Origin of the sequence: Massilia psychrophila (genome assembly GCF_002760665.1) — a bacterium.
Classification (GTDB): domain Bacteria; phylum Pseudomonadota; class Gammaproteobacteria; order Burkholderiales; family Burkholderiaceae_D; genus JAFCUW01.
Genome location: NZ_PDOB01000029.1, coordinates 35,365 through 56,376, shown reverse-complemented (window position 1 = coordinate 56,376; position 21,012 = coordinate 35,365). Strand labels below are relative to the sequence as shown.

The following is a 21,012-nucleotide window of genomic DNA, read 5'->3' as shown; positions in this document are numbered from 1 at the left end:
CCTCGCGACGCAACAGCGCACCGACGGCGCCCGGGTTGCTGCAGGCATCGGCTTCGCGCACGATGCGCCGCTTGTAGCTGGCCGTGAACTTACGGCGGCGCGCGACGGCGACAACCTCGGCACTCTCGCGTTCATCATTTTGTTTTACCGCTGGCGACATCTGGTTTTCCATGTGATAGCAACTTCCTTAATTAGCATGATGAAGTTGTCTCACAGTAGTTTGACACAGGGGGACCTCGAAGCGTTCCATGTAGCGGTGTTCCACACGAGCCACGAAGTGCTCGATGCATTCAACGTAGTCTTCCAGGTCGGACAGGCGCGTTTCCACCGCCAGTCTTGATGATGGCAGCAGCTTCGGCAGCTGGCTGGCCTGAGTACGGGGCCGTTGGCTGACCGCGCCCGGTCCGTTTAGGCCGCCGGGCCCGGCATTCAATAAGGTGCTGGAATCGCTGGCTGCATGAGTCTGAGTGTTTAACGATTGTAAAAGTTGTCGGCTGCGCAAAAGACCGGCTACTTCTTTTTTTCCGCCAATCGGACGGACTCAGCAGTGCGCTCCCTATGCTAAGGCTTCATGTACACTGTGCCTCCGTCAAGGTCTGCATTCACCCAGAAGCAGTGTTATCGTTCACGACGACCCGCATAGTCCACCTCTGTGCATGAACGGACCCGGAGGAAGTGTCTTCCCCAGACCGGACAAAGCAGACTCAGCGGGAGAATGTCCAGCGACGCAGGGCCTGTCTCAACGCCCATTTTCAAGGAGTTTAACAATGCAGCTGATCATCTCTTCGGGCGTCATTCTTGTCGTCGTAGTCTGGGGTATTTTTGCCCCAACCTCGCTTGCGGCAATATTTGACCGCTTGTTAGCATTAATTACGACTAATTTCGGCTGGCTGTATCTGTGGACGGTGCTTGGACTCGTTATCGTCGCAGCAGTGCTTGCCTTCAGCCGGTACGGCAATCTTAAGCTGGGATTGGAAGATGACGAACCGGAATTTTCACTGCTTAGCTGGTTCGCTATGCTGTTTGCTGCCGGCATGGGTATCGGGCTGGTCTTTTGGGGCGTGGCCGAGCCCATCTCGCATTTTGTCACGCCGCCACCCGGCATCGCCGCACGCACATCAGAAGCGGCCAACGCTGCAATGCGCTACAGCTTTTTTCATTGGGGCCTGCATCCTTGGGCAGTATACAGCGTCGTTGCACTGGCAATTGCTTTCTTCTCCTTTCGAAAAGGAAAGCCTGCGCTGATTAGTTCTGCAACCGAGTCACTGCCGTGGAGATGGGCACCCAAACTGTCAGTGCCCGTGAATGTGCTGGCCATTATCGCGACCGCATTTGGTGTAGCTGCCTCGTTGGGAATCGGTGCGCTGCAGATCAACAGCGGCCTGAACGCGGTGTTCGGCTTGCCGGTCAGCGTCTCATCGCAACTTGCCATTATCGGAGTGACAACAGCACTATTCATTGGTTCAGCAGTCAGCGGCGTAACGCGGGGCATTAAGATTCTCTCCAATATAAATCTTGGTTTGGCTTTTCTTTTAATGGTTACGATCTTCATCGTCGGCCCCACCATCACGATCATCGACACCTTCACCACTACTTTAGGCGCTTACGTAAGCGAATTCGTGCGCATGAGCCTGCGCACGACTCCCTTCCGGGAAAGCGACTGGGTGGGTGAGTGGACTGTATTTTACTGGGCATGGTGGATAACTTGGTCTCCCTTTGTGGGCCTGTTCATCGCCCGCGTTTCTCGTGGCCGCACCATCCGGGAATTTATTGCGGGCACTGTGCTCGCACCGACCCTGGCAAGCATGGTCTGGTTTTCCGTTTTTGGCGGCACTGCCCTGCACCTGGAAATCTGGCAATCCGTTCCGCTCGCCGAGGCGGTCAAGGCGGATGTGTCGACGGCATTGTTTACCATGTTCGAAGCATTGCCCCTCGGCTCCATCATGTCGGTTGTAGCGACTTTGTTGGTCCTGGTATTTTTCATCACGTCAGGTGACTCGGCCACTTTGGTGCTAGGCATGATGAGCACTGGCGGCGACCATGATCCGAGTGCGCGTATCAAGGTAATCTGGGGGCTGCTGGTTTCCGGCATCGCTGTCAGTCTGTTGCTAGCGGGCGGCATCAAAGCGGTACAAACAGCAACCATTGTCTTTGGCTTGCCATTTGTATTGGTAATCATCCTGATGGTGATTGCGCTCTGGCGTGCCGTACGTGAAGACTGGCTTGTGGAACAAGAACGTGAACGCGCACTGCGCCGGCGACTACGTGAATTGGCGGAAAAACCCGGTAGCGCACAATAAGCCTATATTGCTATGACAATTGAATTAATGCTGGCAGCGGCCAAAAGCTTTCTGTTTGTGTTCGCGGCGATGTTACCTATTCTCAATCCGGCCGCGACTGCACCGATTTTCCTGAGCATGACCGATGGTGCATCGCTCACAACCCGCGCACTGCTGGCGCGCCGCATCGCGCGCAACATGTTCTGGCTGATGACGGGTTCGATGCTGGTTGGGTCGTATGTGCTCGATTTCTTTGGCATTGCGCTGCCCATCGTCCGCATCGGCGGCGGCCTGATCCTCGCTTCCGTAGCATGGCGTCTGCTTGGAGCAACGCCAGCCACACCGGACAGCCAGGTGGCCTTGGCCGAGGCGTTTACACCAGACCATGCGCACCGGCAGGCTTTTTATCCACTAACCTTTCCGATCAGTTGCGGTCCGGCCTCAATCTCCGTCGCCATTACGGTAGGCGTCGCCCTGCACGATGTGAAATTTCTGATATCGTTGGCACGCATGGGTGGCGCTATGTTGGCGCTAGCAGTTATCGGCGTACTGCTATATCTTGCTTTTCGCTATGGTGAGCACTTTCTGCGTCTGATTGGCGAAGCCGGAACAGCCGTCTTTCTGCGCCTTACCGCCTTCATTTTGCTGTGCCTTGGCGTGCAGATTGTATGGGAAGGCGTCCGTGAATTATTGCTCGAAATTACATCTGTTTCCACGCACCTCGCCGCAGTCCAGGCAATCTTTCTATCCGAGCATTTGGAGAATATTTATGGCTAAGTCACACCTAACTTTGGCCGGCTTCGCGCTCGGAATTTCGAACTGTATTTACTGGACCGACGCTGCTGCCCAGAGTGCCCCAGGTTTCGACTTTTACGGTTCGCTGCGCACTCAGCTCGAGACAGTAAGCCCAGACCACCAAAATCGCCTGAACAGTTATACCTCCTTGCGAGACGCCTACTCCCGAGTGGGGGTCAAGGTCGAATATCCGCTAAACACGGAGCTGACGCTGACCGGTCAAATCGAAATTCCTTTTGATTCCGCAAACTTCAGGATGCGCGACCCCTACGATCAGGGCGATGCCAGCCGTCCCCATGGGCAGCGCCTCAGGATCGCTCAGCTTGGATTGCGGGGCAACTTCGGATCAATTGCATACGGTCAGCAGTGGATGCCTTACTATAATGCGATCGCAGCGCCGGTGGACATGTTCAGCAGCTATTACAGCGGCTTCGCGACCTACACCGTGTTTCGAGTCGCCGAAACCATTGCCTATACCGCCCCGGAATTCAACGGTTTCTCCCTAGCCGCAGCATATGCCGGCAGCGGCGGAAACATGCGCTCGACCTCACGCATCGATGAGCGTCGCTGGCAAGTCGCCACCACCTATGCCTTCGGCAACACCCGCCTTGCCGCAGGCGTGGATGACCGGGGCAATGCGAGCTATGGGCGCGACCGGCTCTATGGGCTGTCCGCCAGCCATCAGACCGACAAGCTATACCTGGCGGTAAAGTACGAAATATTCGACACTGGAAACCGTCAGCGCGGCGGCTTCTCAACCAATGGCAATCATTCCATCAATCTCTTCGGCAGCTATGCCCTGGGCAAAAGCATGCTCAAATTGATGCTCGCGAAAGTGAAGAACTACGGCGATTACATTGCCCATCTTGGCATCGACCATCAGCTCTCGGACGACTACAAGATTTTCGCCGAGTATTATTGGGAAGCCGAAACTGCCGTCCTCACTGCGCGTCGAAGGGGCTTAAGTGATTTCGATGCGAGCATTGGCGGCGGCCGCGCTGTTGCTGTCGGCGTGCGCTATGATTTTTGAATCTCGCCGCGAAGGCTGATCGAGCAGCCGGCCATCGGTCGATACCGGCACGCTGTCTCCAGACAAAAGCTGGCAGCGTACTTGGTCGGTTGCTATATGCGTAACATCATTTCGGTGCTGTACGGCACCATTCCGGTATCGTGACCGCTGATTCCGGTAACGGCCCAAATCGGTCACGATAGACCGGAATGGGGTGGTCACGATGGACCGGAATGACCGGTCACGATAGACCGGCGTCGTTGCCGGTCGTTTCACCATCATGTTGGTGCGAAGCCAGGCGAATGCGGCGATAAACGGTTCGCCAGCGGCGTTCGCGCCAAAATGGATGTGTTTGGCCAGCGCTGGCAAAAAGCGGCGCACGGTTTTGTACTTGGCGTCCAGCTCCTGGTAGTACACATTGTCGGTCGGCCGAATCAGCTTGTTGACGCCGGAGAGGGCCAGCGCGAGCGCGTCAGGAGAAATCCGCGAGAACAACTGTTTACGCAGCTCTGCATCCGGCACAGTGTCATTCAGCAGCATTTGGCAGGCGCTGGCGAGGGTGGCCGCCGCCTCGTCCAAATCTTTGAGCGAGCGGAGGCGCGATTTTTTGTCGGTCTTCACGGCGTCACCGAATAGCTCTCGCAGGATGACTTCGAGCACTTCTAGCCCGGATATTGTATAAAAAAGGGCAAGGATGCCGTAACTGATTGATAGAATGGGAATTATCTAGAAACCTATTCGCTCAACACAAACACACCTTGCCCGAGATGAATTTTAAACCAGAACAACTCCGCTTTGCTCCCATTCCCGGTTTTTTAGTGCGGGCCGACTTCGAAGGCGGGGCGTTGTCGTCCGATGTCGGGCCACTCCTGCTCAATGGGATAGACCGCCAGATCGGCCTGACCAAGCGGCTGTCGGGGGCGCTCACTGACCGACGCCACGCCAGCGACGTCACCCATTCGCAACACGACATCCTGACCCAGCGGGTCTATCAGATCGCCAGCGGCTACGAAGACGGCAACGATTGCACTGCGCTCCATCGGCACGGATGTCCAAGGCCAGATACACGGCCATGTTCTTGACTGTGCCTTCATCCCGGATCTTCAGTCGCAGTGCGTCGAAATACACGATTGGATACATCGATTCCAATGGCCGTTGCTGCCACTGCGCGACCTCGTCGGTGATGGTGGAGCTCAGGCCGGGCGACACGTCAGTGCCGTACAGTTCGAGCCGGTGGCCCTGTATCTCGCGCACGCTCATGCCATGCGCGTACATGCTGATCACGTGGTCATCAAAGCCAGGCATGCGGCGCTGGTGTTTGGCCACGAGCTTGGGCTCAAAGCTGCTTAGGCGGTCCCGCGGTATGTTGAGCCGCATCTTGCCGCCAGGGGGCAGAACCGTCTTCTGGCTGCTGCCGTTGCGATGGTTGCCCGATGCTTCCTCGTTAGCCAAATGATGGTTCAGTTCAGCTGTCAGCATGCGTTCGGCCAGCAGCTTCTTCAATTGCCCCGCGAGGCCGGATTCACCCCAATCCACCCAAGTTAAAGAGATTGTGTGCAGTTAGATAATTTATTTATATTATTAAATAAAATATACTTGACATTGCATTAAAATCGCGGCCGCAAGTGTGAATTTTTTCTTCCACTGCCTGCCATGTCCGTTCTCACCGTGCTATTCCAAGATTTCGCCGCCCGACGATGCTCTTCAGAATTTCTCGACGATGCTCGTCATGCCGACCATCCGACCGCATTTTCGCGCTGTCGCAAACTGCCCCTGGCGACGCTGGTCGCGGTCATGCTGACGGGCATGCGCATGAGCGTCCAAGCCGAGCTGGACACCTTCTTCGCCCATCTTCGCCAACAAGCCCGGTTGGTCCACGCAGTGTCCGAGCAGGCATTCGCCCAAGCGCGCGCCAAGCTGTCGCTGACAGCCATTGCGCGCCTGAACGACTGGCTGATCGCGCGCGCCGTGCAGGACGGGTTCGTGCCGCGCTGGCGCGGCCTGCGACTGGTCGCCGCCGACGCCTCAGCGATGCGTTTCTGCCTGTTCTTGCCGGGGCCTGGCCTGATGCTCGCCGCCTCCCTGCACAACGTCCACGAACGCGGCGAACGCCAGTTCCTGTTCCAACACCTCGACCGGCTTTCCCCGGACGACCTACTACTGCTCGACCGCGGCTATCCCTGCCGCTGGCTGGTCGCCGTGCTGAACCAACGCACCATCAAGTTCTGCATGCGCGTCGATAATTCCAGCGGTTTCGCCTGCGTACGCGCGTTCATGCGCTCCGACGCGCTCGAGCAGGTCGTCGTGCTGCCCGCGCCGAACAAGCGCGACGCGCTCGACTATGAGTCCGCGCAAACCGCAGCGCGTGCGCCTGGTCCGCAACGTATTGCCCAGCGGCGAACAGCGCGTTCTCATGACCAACCTGTTCGACGACAAGCTCTACCCGGCCGCCTGCTTCGCCGGGCGTTACCACAAGCGCTGGGGCATTGAGGAGGCGTTCAAACGGCTCAAGCACAGGCTCAATCTGGAGCACGTCACCGGCTTGACCCAGCAGGCCGTGGCCCGCGACGTCGCCGCCAAAATCGTCTGCGACAACCTGCAAGCCCTCGTCGCCCTCACCGCCCATGCCGACGCCGACCTGCCTGACAGCAAACGCGTCAACCACGCCTACGCCCACACCGCGCTCAAACCCCTGATGCCCATCCTTCTGCTCGGTGGCATCATCGGTAGGAAGGTCAAAAAATTGCTCCGGGGAGTACTCGACCTGATCGCCGGCCGGACCTATCAACACCGCCAGAATCTCCCAAAACCACGAAGCCCAGGCCAAAAGCCGCACAAAGCCATGAGTCAAAAAAACTGCTGAAAAGCCTTAACTTGGGTGGATTGGGACCGGGACGGACACACGCGAATGACAGGGATTTTCGCGGCCGTCAGATATACTTGCCGGCTGGGATCAATGAATAGTGGAATAACCATAGTGAACGACCATCTGAAACGCGCGCGGGAACGGTTTGAACCGATGCTGGACACCACTAAAGCCAGGGCGCGGGCCGGTTACATCCGGGTGCATGCCTACCTGCTGGCGCAGCCGCCGGCAAAGCGGGCGGCATTGATTGTGCTGTGGGGGTTTGGCGCTCTGGTGGCGCTGCTGCTGGCGTATGTGCTGATCCTCATTCCCGTCACCCCCGGCATCAAGGACCTGAAACAGGCGCGCGCCGCGCGGGCGTCGACGCTGGTGTCGGCCGACGGCAAGGAGCTGGCCAGCTTCGACCAGGGCTTGCAGGAGCGGGTCAAGCTGGCGCAGATGTCGCCCCACGTCACCGCCGCCCTGGTGGCCACCGAAGACCACCGCTTCTACCAGCACCACGGGATCGACTTCAAGCGGACCGCAGCCGCCGTTTTTTACAGCCTCAAGGGCGACGCCCAGGGCGGCTCGACCATCACCCAGCAGCTCGCGCGCAATATGTTCCCGGAAGAGATAGGGCGCTCGCGCAACCTGAACCGTAAACTCAAGGAGCTGATCACGGCGTTAAAAATCGAGGCGACCTACAGCAAGACCGAGATCCTGGAAGCCTACCTCAACACGGTGCCGTTCCTGCACAACACCTTCGGCATCGAGATGGCGGCGCGCACCTATTTCGACAAGTCGGCGATTCAACTCGACATCCTCGAAAGCGCGACCCTGGTGGGCATGCTGAAAGGGACCAACTACTACAACCCGGTGAGTAACCCCGGCCGGTCGCTGGAGCGGCGCAACGTGGTGCTGGGGCAGATGCTCAAGCACGGCGTCATTACCCGGCCGCGTTTCGAGGCGTTGAGAAAACGGCCGCTGCGGGTGCATTTCGCGCGTCAGGCCGAGCGCGCCGGCACCGATACCCATTTCACCGCCTACGTGCGCAAGTGGCTGATCGACTGGGCCGACGAAAATGATTACAACCTGCAGCTCGACGGGCTGGTGGTGCACACCACGCTCGACTTCGCGCTGCAGCAGGCCGCCTTGCACGCCGTCGAGCGCCAGGCCAACGCGCTGCAGGCGGTGGCCGACGTCGAGTGGAGCCAGCCGGGCATGAGCCTTTCGAGCTCGACCGGCGCCTACGCTTCGGCGCACAGCGCGGTCAAGCCGTTCCAGTATTTCTGGCAGTCGCACGGCGCGCTGGGCGACGCCTTCGTGCGCGAGACGGCCGACTACCGCAAGGCGGTCGAAGGCGGCGAAGCGGGCTTGGCCGCGCTGAAGCGCCTGAAAGCCGACCGCAACTTCATCGCCGTGCTGCGCGCGGCCAAATCGCGCCTCGAAGCCGGCTTCGTGGCGCTCGATCCGGCGAGCGGGGAAGTTCGGGCCTGGGTCGGCAGCCGCGACTTCCGGCGCGAACAATTCGACCACGTGGCGCAGGCCGAGCGCCAGCCCGGTTCGACCTTCAAGCCGGTGGTGTATGGCGCCGCGCTGGAGAAAGGCATGGCGCCGGACCGGCCCTACCGCGACGCGGTGATGAGCATCAAGGCCGGCGACGGCAAGATGTGGCGGCCGACCGACATGAGCGGCACCACCGGCAACCAGATGACGATGCGCGACGGCCTGGTGTATTCTAAAAATACCATCACCGCCCAAGTGATGCAGGACGTCGGCCTGCCCAACATTATCAGCCTGGCCAAGGCGCTCGGCATTAATCAGAGCAAGCTGCAATCGGTGCCGTCGCTGGCGCTCGGCACCAGCCCGGTGACCCTGCTCGAAATGGTGAACGCCTATTCGACCATCGCTGCCCAGGGCGAGTACCGCAAACCCGTGTTCGTCACCCACATTACCGACCGGGACGGCAAGGAAATCGCCCGTTTCGGCGCGGCCAAACCGCAGCGCGCGATGTCGCAGGCGTCGGCAGTGACCTTGATCGACATGATGCGCGGAGTGATCAACCGCGGTACCGGCACGGCGATTCGCAACCGCTTCGGCATCAATGCCGACGTCGCCGGCAAGACCGGCACGACGCAGAACAACGCCGACGGCTGGTTCATCATGATGCATCCGAACCTGGTGGCGGGAGCCTGGGTGGGTTTTAACGACAACCGCGTCAACATACGCAGCGCGTATTGGGGCCAGGGCGGCCATAACGCGGCGCTGCTGGTGGGCGACTTCTTCAAGGCGGCGCTCGACAGCGGCAAGCTCGACGGCGACGCCCAGTTCCCCGGCGCGCCGCGCAGCGCGCCGCGCCGGGAGGAAGAGCTCGAGGAGGTGATGGAAGAGGGCGGCGAGATACGCCAGGAAGGCATGCCGGCCGAGGAGGCGTTTTCAACGGCGCCGGAGGAAATGCTGGAGGAGCAGGAGGTGCAGGACGGGCTGGCGCAGGATCGGCGCCAGGACCGCCAGGTGCGCGACCGCGATGCCGAGGTGGACCGCCAGATCCAGCAAGACCGCCAGTTTCAAAACGAGCGCCAGTTCCAGAACGAGCGCCGCCAGGAGCGCCAGTTCCAGAACCGCGAGCCGCAGGAGAACTGAGGTGCTTTTGCGCTATCCGGTCAGTACAGCACCACTGTCTGCGCGCCGACCTGCACGGTGCGTGACGCGTTGGCATTGTTGGTGATTTTCACCACCGGATTCTTGCAGCCGACATCCAACAACACCAGGAATTCGGCCGGCTTCTTGCCATCGCCCTTGACGGTAAATGCGCCGTGGCCTTCGGTGGTGCCGGGCTTTGGCGCGTAGCCGCTGCGCGCTTCGTACACGGCGCCGGATCCCAGCGAGCGCAGGCACACCGACTGGCCGTTGATGGCGATGCTGGCACCGGCGGCGCCATTGGGCGTGATCGGGCCCGGTGCATGCACGTTGAATTCGAAGGTGTGGGCACGGACGGCCGACAATTTGTCGCGCACCAGGATCGCGTTCTCGCCGCGCAGGTACCACACCTGGCGTTTGGCTGAGCTGAGCTGGCCGGCATACGCTGGTGTGGCGTCGCCTTCGGCGTAGTCCCACCCCGGCTGGGTCGAAAAGCCAGAAATTCTGCCGTTGCGCTGCAACTGCTCGCGATAGCCGCTGGTGACCTGGCCCTTGCCGCCATCGAAAGTGATGGCGTTCTGCGCCTTGGTCTGGCTGTACCAGCTGTTCCAGTAAGGCGAGGCGAACCAGTCGTACCAGCCAGCCGAAATCAACAGCGGCTGGCCGGCCACGGACAGCAGGAAAGCGTTCTGGTCGCCGTGGCTATGGTTGAACGAACCGTAGGGACTCGACTTGAAGTAGAACGAGGTGCGGGCCCGCGAGTTGATGTCGCTGTGCATCGCGGTCCAGCCGATGCTCGGGTAGTAGGCCGTACTGGCGGGCGCCGACTCGTACGCCGCGCTGGCGACCGGCATCGGATACGGCGCCTCGAGCAAGGTCAGCGTGTCTTCGGCTCCGCCCAGCTGGCGCACATACCAGGCCGCGCGCGGCGTCGACATGCGCGAGGCGAAGGCGTGGAATACGCGTGGGTCGGGGCGGGTGTCGGAGCCGTCGCCGAACAGGTGGGTGCGCGCGCCCGGCGGGGTGAACTGGGTGGCGAAATCGAGGAAGCCGCGCGACCATGGCTTGGCGTAGAAATTCACGCCGGTGGCCTGCACCAGCGGATCCCACAACGCCACCAGGTAGCCGGCGGTGTATTCGGCATACGCGGTGCCGTTGGCATAGCCGCCTTCCGGGCCGCTCCACGGCGACGGATTGTTGGCGTACACGCGGAACGAGAAATCGAACCACTTCTGGGCGTCGGCAATGTCGCCCAGCCCGAGCGTCGAGATCAGCGCCAGGAAAACCAGGCTGGTGTTGGCGTGCGAATCGAACGGAAACTGGTCGAGGCGGCCATTGTCGCCGGCCAGGTTGGCGTAGATAACATTGGTGCGGACAGTGACCGCCGCCAGCCAGCGCGCCTTGCGCTGGTTGTCGAGGCTGTCGGCCAGCATGTCGACCGCCTTGACCAACGCCAGCGCGATCTGGCGCGTCGCCTGGTCCTGGTTCAGGTAGCTGGTCGGCCCGTTCGGGTTGAGCGACGCCAGCTGGTCGCCGCGCTGCTTCGCTTCGTCGAGCAGCCAGGCCTCGCCCTTGAGGCGGTACATCATGGCCGCCGCTTCGAGCTGACGGCTCGCTGCGTTGATACGGTTGCGCACGTCGGTTTGCTGGCCCACCATGTTGGCGGTCAGCGGCGAGGCGATTGCCAACTGCCAGCGCCCGTCCGACAGCGCCGGCAGTGCGCTCGCCTGCGCCTTCACTTCGTTGGCCATGCGGCTGACGTACGGCTCGAACTGTTGCATGCGCGCGAAATTCCACTGGCTCATCGGCACGAACGAGGCCGGCAGCGAACGTGGTCGCGGATTCTGGGTAATGCGGTTGCGCAAAGTGGCGTTGTCCGGCACCTCGAACACGGTGGAAGTGGCGCCGATGGTAAACCGGCGCGCGGCCGACCAGTTGCTCGAACCTGCCGGGCGCACCCGCCACGCATAGCTACCGGCGGCAAGGGCGCGCGTCGGCAGGTACCAGTTGCGCTCGACCGTCGCCTTGGACGGGGTGGCGGCGCCGTCAGCGAGGATGTCCACTTCGTAGCGCGCCGGGCCGCCAGGATGGCGGGCCCAGGTAAAACCGGGCGGATTTTGCGGCTGCAAGTCGCCATTCGAAGGACGCGGCTTGACCACCAGCGGGTCGCTCGATGCGGCCCAGTCGGCTTTGGCGGCAGCGCATGACAACAGCGAAGCCAGGCACAGCAGGCGTAAGGAAAACAATTTCATTAAGTAACACTCCTGAGGATGAGCGTGGCCGCGCCGGTAAATGCGCCCTGATCCGTGATGGGAAGGACCGGCTTCACACTCTGTTCATCATGTTTGCTTGAAAATAATCTGTTTGATCAATTTTCTGTAAGCAATTCAGGGGTGCAACATACTAGGATGGCAATGACAAGCTTTTATTTATTACAGCTTGTTTCACTTTCCGTTCGGCAAATAGGCAGCTTGCCATTTCAGCGCTGGCAGAAAGATGGTAGGCGGAAATTGACGCATAAAGTCTGTCGTTGTTGTTCATTTACTGCGCGCAACAGCAGAATAGGCTAGATAACAATATATTTCTAGGCGGAAATGTAACATGTGGTTATAATTACAATATAATTATATCCGTCAAGAATTCAATGAAGCTGTTGCAACAACTGATTGGACGCAAACGTGGGATCAGCCAGGCGGGGGTGGCCCGGCGCGCGCAAGCGGTGATCCACCATGTCATTTTCGATGTCGGCCGCAGCAGCCTGGCCGGCGGCACGTTCGTGCTCGACAAGGCCTTCAGACTGCGTTTTCTCAGCGTGACCGCGCGTCAACGCCACGGCATGATCGCTTCGGTGCGGCTTGGCGATATCGCAGAGTCGGCGCCGTTTCGCGAACCGGTGATGCACGCTGCCGGCGACAGCGCGGCCATACGAGCGCACTCGGCCAGCCTGGCAACGGCAGTGGTCCGGGAATTGCGCTTGCAATCGGCGGCGTTTCGCGCCTTGCCTCTCAACGAAGGCTGAGCAACTCCAGGCAGGGCCACTCAGGCAGGGCCACTCCAGGCAGGTTCGACCTTGTCGGTGCGCATGCCGCGGCAAAATAGCGTCGGCACATACTCCGCAGGAACCTCCTTTGGCAACGCTGTGAGGAAAATCAAAAAACTTCGCCGTCCTTCCAAGCCGCACTTAACAAGCGGCATGGACCGGCATTGCCAATTAGTTAATATAAGATAACGCCCTCGTTCGCAAGTTTGATAATGCGATGCAATATCACGACCTTGATTTTTCTATCGATGGCACACCTCGCGCGTCGTATTGAAAGCAATAAAGTTTTAATATTCTTTTTGCATCGCGAGCAATATTGGCTATCGGAATGTTGCAGATTTATTTTGGCAGGTCCACATAATATATCAGGGGAGCAACAATGAGTGAATCACATTGTGGGTGGCGGGGTTTTCTGCGCTACTCCGTGCTCGCTGCTGGCGCCGTGGCGGCCCCCACGGACGGCATCGGCGCCTGCCGCAAGATGCCGCTCAAATCGGCCTCGTACTGGAACGGCAGTTATACGGACACCCACACCAGGACTCATCTTGCCTATTATTATCAAAATGAGACCCTGCCGGTGACACTGCCAGCCCTTGCCGCCGGCGCAGATGGGATGGTGTTGCAAGCAGACGGGAATAGCAACATGCCGGCGCCGCCAGCGGTCGGCACTTTCCGGTTGAGCCGCCCGCGCGTCACCGGCGTTTCGACGTTTTCCGCCGCCGGCGCGCTGCAAGTGACGCTGGGCGAGCGCTCGCTCAGTGTCCGGTTGCCGTCCGGACTGGACCATAGCCAGGCAATCGCCCGCATCGCGCGGGGAAGCGCCACCCCCGTTCGCGGCAGTGCGCTCAAGTACAAATCCGTCCACGTGGTGCTCGACGACATCGCCATCACCGCGGAAGGCGCTAATGGCGGCTATTTTTTCAACGTCTACCTGAATGTGCCGGCGTCGCGCGCTACTTCGTCGGCACTCAGAACCAGCCTGATCGGCAACCTCGGCCCGTTCCAGGTCAGGGCGGCCGCCCAGCGGCGCGGCGGCCGCGCGAAACTGCGTTATGTCGTCACGCAGTTGTTGGCCGACGTTCCGATAGTCGACATCGGCATGGCGACCGTTTCCTTCGTCCGCGTAAACGGAGAGCACAGTCCCGCCGGGCCAGTGATTGAAATTGGTGAGGTGCGGCTCGAACTTTCCACCGACGAGGACGAGTCCTGACGCCGGCTTTTTATGCAGTATGGCGGCGATCGACCGGTCGCCGCAGCATTTCCAACGGCGCGCATCTTTGCACAGGCTGCCGCCGCCCGCGCACCAGCAGTCACTTTCACCTTATTTCCATTGGAGGAGTTCATGAGTCATCAACATATCGGGCGCAGGGCGTTCCTTAAGCAATCGGCCTTCCTCTCCGGTGCCGCCGCGGCGCCGATCGGATTTGCCGCCGGCTTGCCGCTGAGCCAGCGCCAGGAATGGCAAACCTTCAAGACCAGCCCGCAATATGCTTCGTTGCTGTTTGCAATTGCGACAATGAAAGCCAATGCCAATCCGGACGATCCGGGAAGCTGGGCGTACTGGTGCAACATTCACGTCAATTATTGCCCGCACTCGATTGCCTATTTTTTTGGCTGGCACCGCGGCTACCTGTACCATTTCGAGCGGCAGCTGCGCCTCGTTGCTGACGACCCCAACCTGATCCTGCCCTACTGGGATTACTATACGGACCCGAACCTGCCGTCGGAATTTACCGACCCCGGCACCGCCAATCCGCTGTACGCCGAGCGCTTCAATACCAACGTATCGGCGGCGCTGTCGATGGAGCCGTTTTCTCCGCTGCTGACCAACTTCATGCGCGGCGCCAAGCGCGCCTTCGAACCGTCGTTCGAGAGCGCGCCGCATAACACGCTGCACAACCTCATCGGCGGCGACATGGCTACCATGGAATCGCCGCTCGACCCGATATTCTGGCTGCATCACGCCAACGTCGACCGGCTCTGGGTGGCCTGGGTAGCGGCCGGCGGCGGCCGCGTCATGCCGGCCATCTCGAATGTCTACTGGAGCGGCAGTTATTCGTACACGCCGACGGTGACGATGCTGCGCACCCATACCTGGGATACCCGTACCAGCCTGGGATATTATTATCAGAACGAGACCTTGCCGGCGGCCCTGCCGGCGCTGGCCAAGAGTGTCACGCAAAGCCAGGCATTCATATCGCCGTCGGCGCCGGCGGTGGGCAGCTTCAAGCTGACCGGTTCGCGCGTTACCAGCGGCACCACGTTCGCCGCCGTCGGCGCGCGCGATGTCAGCCTGGACGAGCGCTCGGTCAGCGTCCAGATGCCGCCGAGCCAGGAAGCCGGCCTGGCGCTTGCCCGGATTTTCCGCGGCAAGGAGGCGATGATTACCGCCAGCGGCATTCGCTACAAATCGGTTCAGGTCGTGTTCGACAACGTAATGCTGACCGGCAACGGAAAGCAAGGCGGCTATTTTTACAATATTTACCTCAATTTGCCGGCCGCGCGCAATTCGCCTTCGGCAACGGTGTCCGCCCTGATCGGCACGCTCGGGCCATTTCAGGTAGCGGGCGCTTCCCACCATCGCGGCGGCCCGGCGCAACTGCGCTATGTCGTCAATCGCTGGGTGGAAAACATGACCGAGGTGCAGATCAGCATGCTGACCATTTCGTTTGTGCGCGTCAACGGTAACAATCGTCCGTCCGGCAGCGTCATCGACATTGGCGAGGTCAGGGTGGAACTGTCGAGCGAGGAAGTTGATTCGTAGACCGGCCAGCGCGGCGCCGCCGGATCCACGCCACGCCATCGATTGCGATGGCGTTTTCGTTTGGGCCGTGACGGCGCCCATCGCAGCAGGCTGCTGGAGTATATTGAACCCCGTGCCCACCACCGAAGGACCGCACCGATGAGCGTTCGCAACCTGCAGTATCTGTTTGCACCAAAGTCGGTTGCGCTGATCGGCGCCTCCGAGCGCCTGGGAAGCGTCGGCGCCACCGTCCTGCGCAACCTGGCAGGCGCCGGCTTCAAGGGAGCGATCTTTCCGGTCAATCCGAAGTACCGGCATCTGGGCGGCTACGCATGTTATACCAGCGTGAACGACCTGCCGCAGGCGCCCGACCTGGCGCTGGTGTGCACGCCGCCGGCCACGGTGCCTGCCATCATCCGCCAGCTTGGCGAACGCGGCTGCCGGGCGGCCATCATCCTCACCGCCGGCCTCGGCGCGCTGTACGACGTCCGGGGCCGCACGCTGCAGCAAGCCGCGCTTGACGCCGCCCATCCGTACATCCTGCGCCTGCTCGGGCCCAATTGCGTCGGCCTGCTGGTGCCCGGACTCGGCCTCAATGCCAGCTTCGCCCACACCAATGCGCTGCCGGGGCGAATCGCCTTCGTGTCGCAATCGGGCGCGCTGGTGACCGGCGTGCTCGATTGGGCCAAGTCACGCGGCATCGGTTTTTCGCGATTCATTTCGCTTGGCGACAGCGCCGACGTCGATTTTGGCGACGTCCTCGACTTTCTCGCCAGCGACGGCGAAACGGGCGCCATCCTGCTCTACATCGAGGACGTGCGGCATGCGCGCAAGTTCATGTCGGCCGCGCGCGCCGCCGCGCGCAGTAAACCGGTGGTGGTGCTGAAAGCCGGCCGCATGCCGGAAGGGGCGCGGGCGGCCGCCTCGCACACCGGTGCGCTGGCCGGTCTTGATGACGTCTACGACGCCGCCATCCGGCGCGCCGGCATGCTGCGCGTGTTGACCACCGAAGACCTGTTCGCCGCGGTCGAAACGCTGGCGCGCGCGCGCCCCCTGTTCGGCGAGCGGCTGGCGATCATGACCAACGGCGGCGGCCCCGGCGTAATGGCCACCGACGCGCTGGTGTACGCCGGTGGCAAACTGGCCGCGTTGTCAAGCGAAACGCTGCGCCGCCTCGGCGAAGTGCTGCCGGCCACCTGGTCGCACGCCAACCCGGTCGACATCATCGGCGACGCCCCGGCCGAGCGCTACCGCCAAACGCTCGAGTTGCTGCTGGCCGACGACCAGTCCGACGCCATCCTGTTCATCCACGCGCCAACCGCCATCGTGCCGAGCGCCGACATTGCGCGCGCCATTGCGCCGCTGGCGCGTGGCGCCTCGCGCAACTTCCTGGCCTGCTGGCTGGGCGGCGACGCCGTGGCCGAGGCCCGAAAAATCTTTTCCGAGGCAGGTATTCCGACCTTCGACACGCCCGAAGACGCGGTCAACGGCTACCTGCAAATTGTCCACTACCGGCAAAACCAGAACCTCCTGATGCAAGTGCCGGCGTCGGCCAGCACCGAGTTCGAGGCCGACCGCGATGGCGCGTGCAAAGTGATAGCAAACGTCCTCGCCGAAGGGCGCAACTGGCTGTCCGAGGTCGAATCGAAGGCGGTGCTGGCAGCCTACGGAATCCCGGTGGTGCAGACCCGCTTCGCAGCCGACGTCGAGGCGGCGGTGGCGGCGGCGCGCGAGATAGGCTTTCCGGTAGCGGTCAAGATCGTCTCGCCGCAGGCGAGCCATAAGTCCGACGTCGGCGGCGTTGCGCTCGACCTCGATACGCTCGACGCTGTGCGGGCGGCGGCGCAGCGCATGCAAAAACGCCTCGCCGAGCTGCTGCCGCAGGCGGTGCTGACCGGTTTCTCGGTGCAGCAGATGGCGCGCCGGCCCGACGCCCACGAGCTGATCGTCGGCGCCGCTACCGACGCCGTGTTCGGGCCGGTGATCCTGTTCGGCCAGGGCGGCATCTCGGTCGAGGTGACCGCCGATCATGCGGTGGCGCTGCCGCCGCTCAACACCGTGCTGGCGCGCGACATGGTCGGCCGCACCCGCGTGGCCAAACTGCTGGCCGGCTACCGCAACCGGCCGGCGGCCGACATGGATGCGATCCTGCGGACGCTGATGCAGATTTCGCAGCTGGTGTCGGACCTGCCGGAAGTGATTGAGCTCGATATCAACCCGTTGCTGGCCGACGCTGGCGGCGTCATCGCGCTCGACGCGCGCATGCGCGTGGCGCTGGCCAACCAGTCGGCCAGCAGCCTTGACCGGCTGGCGATCCGGCCCTATCCGCGCGAACTCGAAGAAACCATCGAGTTCGAAGGCCGGCCGCTGCAGCTGCGTCCGATCCGGCCGGAAGACGGCCCGGCCCACCTGGCCTTTTTCGACGCGCTCACCGCCGACGATGTGCGCTACCGGATGTTCGTGCGCATGCGCGAGCTGTCGCCGTCGCAGTTGGCGCGCTTCACCCAGATCGACTACGACCGCGAGATGGCCTTCATCGCCACCCGCCCCGGGGCCAACGGCGAGGCCGAGACGCTCGGCGTCAGCCGGGTGGTGGCCGACCCGGACAACGTCTCGGCCGAATTTGCGATCACGGTGCGCTCGGACCTGAAAGGGCGTGGCCTGGGCAAGGTGTTGATGCAAAAGCTGATCGACTGCTGCCGCGCGCGCGGCACGCGCGAGATCGTCGGCGAAGCGCTGCCGCAAAACACCCGCGTGATCCGGCTGGTAAAAAGCCTCGGCTTCGAGGTGACCGCGGCGACCGAGGAAGGGACGATGCGGCTGCGGCTGCCGCTGGAGTGACGCTCTGGCCTTGAATCGCGGTACGGGCGGGGACGCAAGATGGTGTTTTCATCTGTTCGGTGATAAATTGGGCGACCTGCGCCGGTCCGAGCGCAGCTTAACTCTGGAGAACACCCGATGCCCATTGCCCACCGCCGCCCGCTGCACGCCGCGATCGCGACCTTGCTGATGTCGTTGGCGCTGGCGGCCAGCGCGCTGCCGCAGCCGGTTCTGGCAGCCGGTACCGGCGCCGGCGCTGCTACGCTGGCGGTCGCTGCCAACCAGGCCAATCCGGCATTCGCCGCCTGGGCCGACCGGTTTGCCGCCGACTCGGTGCGAATCAATCCGCAAATGGCCACCGCCACTCAGTATTTCTCCGGCGCTGAACAGGACGCGCTCGATCGTCATCTGACCCCGCTGACACCGGCGCAACGCGCCAAGGAAGCGGCGCAGCGCGCTGCCGGCCTGGCCCGGCTCAAGGGGTGGACCGCCGGATCGCTCGGCGACACCCAGCGCACATCGGCCGCCGTCATGCAGTGGGCGCTCGAAAACGCCAGCGCCAATGCGCCATTCGAGGCGTACACCTTCGGCTTCAACCAGATGAGCGGGACCCACGTCGCGCTGGTCCAGTTCATGACGCAAACACAGCCATTGCGGCGCGCCGCCGACGTCCCGGCCTACCTGGCGCGGCTCGACCAGGTGGCGCTGCGGATCGACGAGGCAATCGTGCGCGCCCGCGCCGGCGCCGCCAAATCGCTGATTCCGCCGCGTTTCATCGTCGAGCGCGCACAGACCCAGGTCGATACATTCCTGAAACCCGCAGCGGCGCAAAACGTGCTCGTCGCCTCGCTTGCCGAACGCACCGCGGCGCTGTCCGACCTGACGCCCGATGCGCGCGCCGAGGCAATCGCCGCTGCCACGCGCATCGTCGAACAGCGCATCCGGCCGGCCTTTGCGCGCGTGCAGGCATTGCTGGCGCAACTGCATCCGCGAGCGGGCGACGTGGCCGGCATCGCGCGCCTGCCTGGCGGCGCTGCCGCCTATGCCCGCGCGCTGGCAAGCAGCACCGGCACCACGTTGTCGGCCGCGCAGATTCACGCGATCGGGCTGCGCGAAGTGGCGCGCATCGAAGCGGAGATGGACCGTCATTTGCGCACGCTCGGCTTTGCCGACGGCAGCGTCAAGGCGCGCATGGACAGGCTCAATGCAAGCCTGCAGCCGGCCGCCAGCGTTGATCCGCGAGCGCAACTGCTGGCAAACTACAGCGCCATGGTGCTCGATGCCGAAACACGTAGCACCGCGCTGTTCAACGTGCGCCCGCGCGCGCCGTTGGCGGTGAAGCGCGAACCGGCGCTCACCGAAGCGAGCGCTGCCGCACACTACAGCATGCCGGCGCCGGACGGCAGCCGCCCCGGCGTCTTCTGGGTGCCGTTGCCCGGGCCAAGCTTCAAGATCGTCGGGATGCGCACCCTGGCTTACCACGAAGCGGTGCCGGGTCACCATTTTCAATTAGCCATCCAGCAGGAAATGACGGACCTGCCGAAGTTCCGCTCGCAGCGCATCTTTGGCGGCGGCAGCGCGCACAGTGAAGGCTGGGCGCTGTATGCCGAGAAGCTGGCGATGGAAAACGGCTGGTACGACGGCGACGTGCCCGGCCTGCTCGGCGCGCTCGACGCACAACTGTTCCGCGCGCGCCGGCTGGTGGTCGATACCGGCTTGCACGCCAAGGGCTGGACGCGCCAGCAGGGGATCGACTACGGCATTGGCGCGCAAGAGGTCGAGCGCTACGTGGTATGGCCAGGCCAGGCCTGCGCCTATATGATCGGGATGCTGCGCATCGTCGAACTGCGCGAACACGCGCGAACCATGCTCGGGCCGAGGTTCTCGCTACCGGCCTTCAACGACGTTGTGCTCACGACCGGCTCCGTGCCGCTCGACGTGCTTGCGCAAGTGCTCGACCGGTGGATCGCCGCGCAGGCAAATGCCTAGGCTTTGTCGCGTTGTTGATCGAAAAAATGAGATTCCCTCCGAAAGGTACAGCGCCCTCAAACTGGACGGACCTGTCCTGCCAGCGCATAAAATTGATCGGCGAACGACGTCATATCTGCGCCATCGGTCGTGAACTGGCCCTTGCGGATCATGTGCATGAGTTCGATGCCGGCGAGCACGCAGCGAGCAGAGCGAAATGATTTGAAGTTGAGCATCGGCCTGGTCACCCGCTTGATGGCGCGGTGGTCTTGCTCGACAATGTTGTTGAGGTATTTGACCTGGCGCACCACGATCGGCACGTCACGTCCGGCGTTGATCGCATCAATGGCGGCCTTGTTGGCGCCGCTCTTGTCCATCGCCACTTTCTCGGGATCGCCATTCGTTTGCATGGCCTTGTCGAAGAAACGCTTCGCCGCGGCCATGTCGCGCTTTGCAGTCAGCAAAAAATCAACGGTTTTTCCCTGCTTGTCGACAGCGCGGTAGAGGTATTTCCAGACACCTTTGACCTTGATGTAGGTCTCATCCATGCGCCAGCTGGCCCCGACCGGGCGCTTGTGTTTGCGGGCCATCTTCTCGACAAGCGGCAAGAACCGGATCGCCCATCGGTTGATTGATGAGTGGTCTACAGACACGCCGCGTTCTGCCATCATTTCTTCCAGGTGCCGGTAGCTCAGCGGATAAGCCACATACCAGCGGACGCAAACCAGGATGACATCGATCGGAAATCGCATCCCTTTGAAGTGAAGCATGTCGGTCCATTCTGCCGTGGGGCGCCGCAGTCTACCTGATCGGCAAGCCGATGTTTGCTAACGCGACAGAACCCTCATTGTGGTGTGGCTCGGGTTGCGGCGC

Annotated in this window: 15 protein-coding genes and 2 pseudogenes; 13 read left to right on the top strand and 4 right to left on the bottom strand. The window is 61.9% G+C overall.

Going from position 1 to position 21,012, the window contains the following annotated elements:
- The 4 genes from CR103_RS22810 to CR103_RS16370 all read left to right on the top strand — a co-directional run.
- A partial coding sequence (locus CR103_RS22810) for a hypothetical protein (RefSeq protein WP_180279430.1) occupies positions 1-340 on the top strand: 340 nt, incomplete at its 5' end.
- A 427-nt stretch (positions 341-767) separates the two neighbouring features.
- Positions 768-2,300, top strand: coding sequence for a BCCT family transporter (locus CR103_RS16380; protein ID WP_099917017.1), 1,533 nt, complete (start codon positions 768-770; stop codon positions 2,298-2,300).
- Between the two features lie 12 nt (positions 2,301-2,312).
- Positions 2,313-3,056 (top strand): MarC family protein, encoded by a 744-nt coding sequence (locus CR103_RS16375; RefSeq protein ID WP_099917016.1) that lies wholly within the window; start codon positions 2,313-2,315, stop codon positions 3,054-3,056.
- On the top strand, positions 3,049-4,104 hold the full coding sequence (locus CR103_RS16370; protein WP_099917015.1) for a porin: 1,056 nt from the start codon (positions 3,049-3,051) through the stop codon (positions 4,102-4,104). Before CR103_RS16375 ends, CR103_RS16370 begins: the two co-directional genes overlap by 8 nt.
- Here CR103_RS16370 and CR103_RS22805 read toward each other — a convergent pair.
- On the bottom strand, positions 4,036-4,743 hold the full coding sequence (locus CR103_RS22805; protein ID WP_218968494.1) for a hypothetical protein: 708 nt from the start codon (positions 4,741-4,743) through the stop codon (positions 4,036-4,038). The two genes, CR103_RS16370 and CR103_RS22805, sit on opposite strands and share 69 nt — an antisense overlap.
- Positions 4,744-4,850: 107 nt before the next feature.
- Between CR103_RS22805 and CR103_RS16360 the strand changes: the two are divergent.
- Positions 4,851-5,126 (top strand): annotated as a pseudogene (locus CR103_RS16360) (transposase); the annotation flags it as partial.
- On the opposite strand, the pseudogene CR103_RS16355 reads toward CR103_RS16360, so the two are convergent.
- Positions 5,113-5,643: pseudogene (locus tag CR103_RS16355) on the bottom strand (transposase); the annotation flags it as partial. The pseudogenes CR103_RS16360 and CR103_RS16355 overlap by 14 nt on opposite strands.
- Before the next feature lie 93 nt (positions 5,644-5,736).
- Between CR103_RS16355 and CR103_RS16350 the strand changes: the two are divergent.
- The 3 genes from CR103_RS16350 (at position 5,737) to CR103_RS16345 (ending at position 9,571) form a co-directional block, all read left to right on the top strand.
- Positions 5,737-6,573 (top strand): hypothetical protein, encoded by an 837-nt coding sequence (locus CR103_RS16350; protein WP_229443254.1) that lies wholly within the window; start codon positions 5,737-5,739, stop codon positions 6,571-6,573.
- Positions 6,497-6,946, top strand: a complete 450-nt coding sequence (locus CR103_RS23535) for a transposase (protein ID WP_229443252.1) — start codon at positions 6,497-6,499, stop codon at positions 6,944-6,946. Before CR103_RS16350 ends, CR103_RS23535 begins: the two co-directional genes overlap by 77 nt.
- 156 nt (positions 6,947-7,102) lie before the next feature.
- A complete protein-coding gene (locus CR103_RS16345; RefSeq protein WP_180279428.1) occupies positions 7,103-9,571 on the top strand; it encodes a penicillin-binding protein 1A in 2,469 nt (822 codons plus the stop codon).
- Between the two features lie 20 nt (positions 9,572-9,591).
- On the opposite strand, the gene CR103_RS16340 is transcribed toward CR103_RS16345, so the two are convergent.
- Positions 9,592-11,820 carry a heparinase II/III domain-containing protein gene (locus CR103_RS16340; protein ID WP_099917012.1) on the bottom strand — a complete coding sequence of 743 codons (2,229 nt, stop codon included), beginning with the start codon at positions 11,818-11,820 and terminating at the stop codon, positions 9,592-9,594.
- Positions 11,821-12,212: 392 nt separating this feature from the next.
- Here CR103_RS16340 and CR103_RS16335 point away from each other — a divergent pair, with 392 nt between their 5' ends.
- The 5 genes from CR103_RS16335 to CR103_RS16315 all read left to right on the top strand — a co-directional run bounded on the left by CR103_RS16335 (position 12,213) and on the right by CR103_RS16315 (position 20,160).
- Positions 12,213-12,587, top strand: a complete 375-nt coding sequence (locus CR103_RS16335; protein WP_099917011.1) for a hypothetical protein — start codon at positions 12,213-12,215, stop codon at positions 12,585-12,587.
- 400 nt (positions 12,588-12,987) lie between these two features.
- Positions 12,988-13,818: a hypothetical protein gene (locus tag CR103_RS16330; RefSeq protein WP_143752650.1), complete on the top strand. Its 831-nt coding sequence runs from the start codon at positions 12,988-12,990 to the stop codon at positions 13,816-13,818.
- 132 nt (positions 13,819-13,950) lie between these two features.
- Positions 13,951-15,372 carry a tyrosinase family protein gene (locus tag CR103_RS16325; protein ID WP_180279427.1) on the top strand — a complete coding sequence of 474 codons (1,422 nt, stop codon included), beginning with the start codon at positions 13,951-13,953 and terminating at the stop codon, positions 15,370-15,372.
- 138 nt (positions 15,373-15,510) lie between these two features.
- On the top strand, positions 15,511-18,192 hold the full coding sequence (locus tag CR103_RS16320; RefSeq protein WP_099917008.1) for a bifunctional acetate--CoA ligase family protein/GNAT family N-acetyltransferase: 2,682 nt from the start codon (positions 15,511-15,513) through the stop codon (positions 18,190-18,192).
- 117 nt (positions 18,193-18,309) lie between these two features.
- A complete protein-coding gene (locus CR103_RS16315; protein WP_229443243.1) occupies positions 18,310-20,160 on the top strand; it encodes a DUF885 domain-containing protein in 1,851 nt (616 codons plus the stop codon).
- A gap of 56 nt (positions 20,161-20,216) precedes the next feature.
- Here CR103_RS16315 and CR103_RS16310 read toward each other — a convergent pair whose 3' ends face one another.
- Positions 20,217-20,909: an IS6 family transposase gene (locus CR103_RS16310; protein WP_099917007.1), complete on the bottom strand. Its 693-nt coding sequence runs from the start codon at positions 20,907-20,909 to the stop codon at positions 20,217-20,219.
- Positions 20,910-21,012 lie beyond the last annotated feature (103 nt).

Bases quoted from the DNA above. Each gene is read 5' to 3' on its own strand.
- CR103_RS16380 (WP_099917017.1), top strand. From the start codon at position 768: ATGCAGCTGATCATCTCTTCGGGCGTCATTCTTGTCGTCGTAGTCTGG.
- CR103_RS16375 (WP_099917016.1), top strand. From the start codon at position 2,313: ATGACAATTGAATTAATGCTGGCAGCGGCCAAAAGCTTTCTGTTTGTG.
- CR103_RS16370 (WP_099917015.1), top strand. From the start codon at position 3,049: ATGGCTAAGTCACACCTAACTTTGGCCGGCTTCGCGCTCGGAATTTCG.
- CR103_RS16350 (WP_229443254.1), top strand. From the start codon at position 5,737: ATGTCCGTTCTCACCGTGCTATTCCAAGATTTCGCCGCCCGACGATGC.
- CR103_RS23535 (WP_229443252.1), top strand. From the start codon at position 6,497: ATGACCAACCTGTTCGACGACAAGCTCTACCCGGCCGCCTGCTTCGCC.
- CR103_RS16345 (WP_180279428.1), top strand. From the start codon at position 7,103: ATGCTGGACACCACTAAAGCCAGGGCGCGGGCCGGTTACATCCGGGTG.
- CR103_RS16340 (WP_099917012.1), bottom strand. From the start codon at position 11,820: ATGAAATTGTTTTCCTTACGCCTGCTGTGCCTGGCTTCGCTGTTGTCA.
- CR103_RS16335 (WP_099917011.1), top strand. From the start codon at position 12,213: ATGAAGCTGTTGCAACAACTGATTGGACGCAAACGTGGGATCAGCCAG.
- CR103_RS16330 (WP_143752650.1), top strand. From the start codon at position 12,988: ATGAGTGAATCACATTGTGGGTGGCGGGGTTTTCTGCGCTACTCCGTG.
- CR103_RS16325 (WP_180279427.1), top strand. From the start codon at position 13,951: ATGAGTCATCAACATATCGGGCGCAGGGCGTTCCTTAAGCAATCGGCC.
- CR103_RS16320 (WP_099917008.1), top strand. From the start codon at position 15,511: ATGAGCGTTCGCAACCTGCAGTATCTGTTTGCACCAAAGTCGGTTGCG.
- CR103_RS16315 (WP_229443243.1), top strand. From the start codon at position 18,310: ATGCCCATTGCCCACCGCCGCCCGCTGCACGCCGCGATCGCGACCTTG.
- CR103_RS16310 (WP_099917007.1), bottom strand. From the start codon at position 20,909: ATGCTTCACTTCAAAGGGATGCGATTTCCGATCGATGTCATCCTGGTT.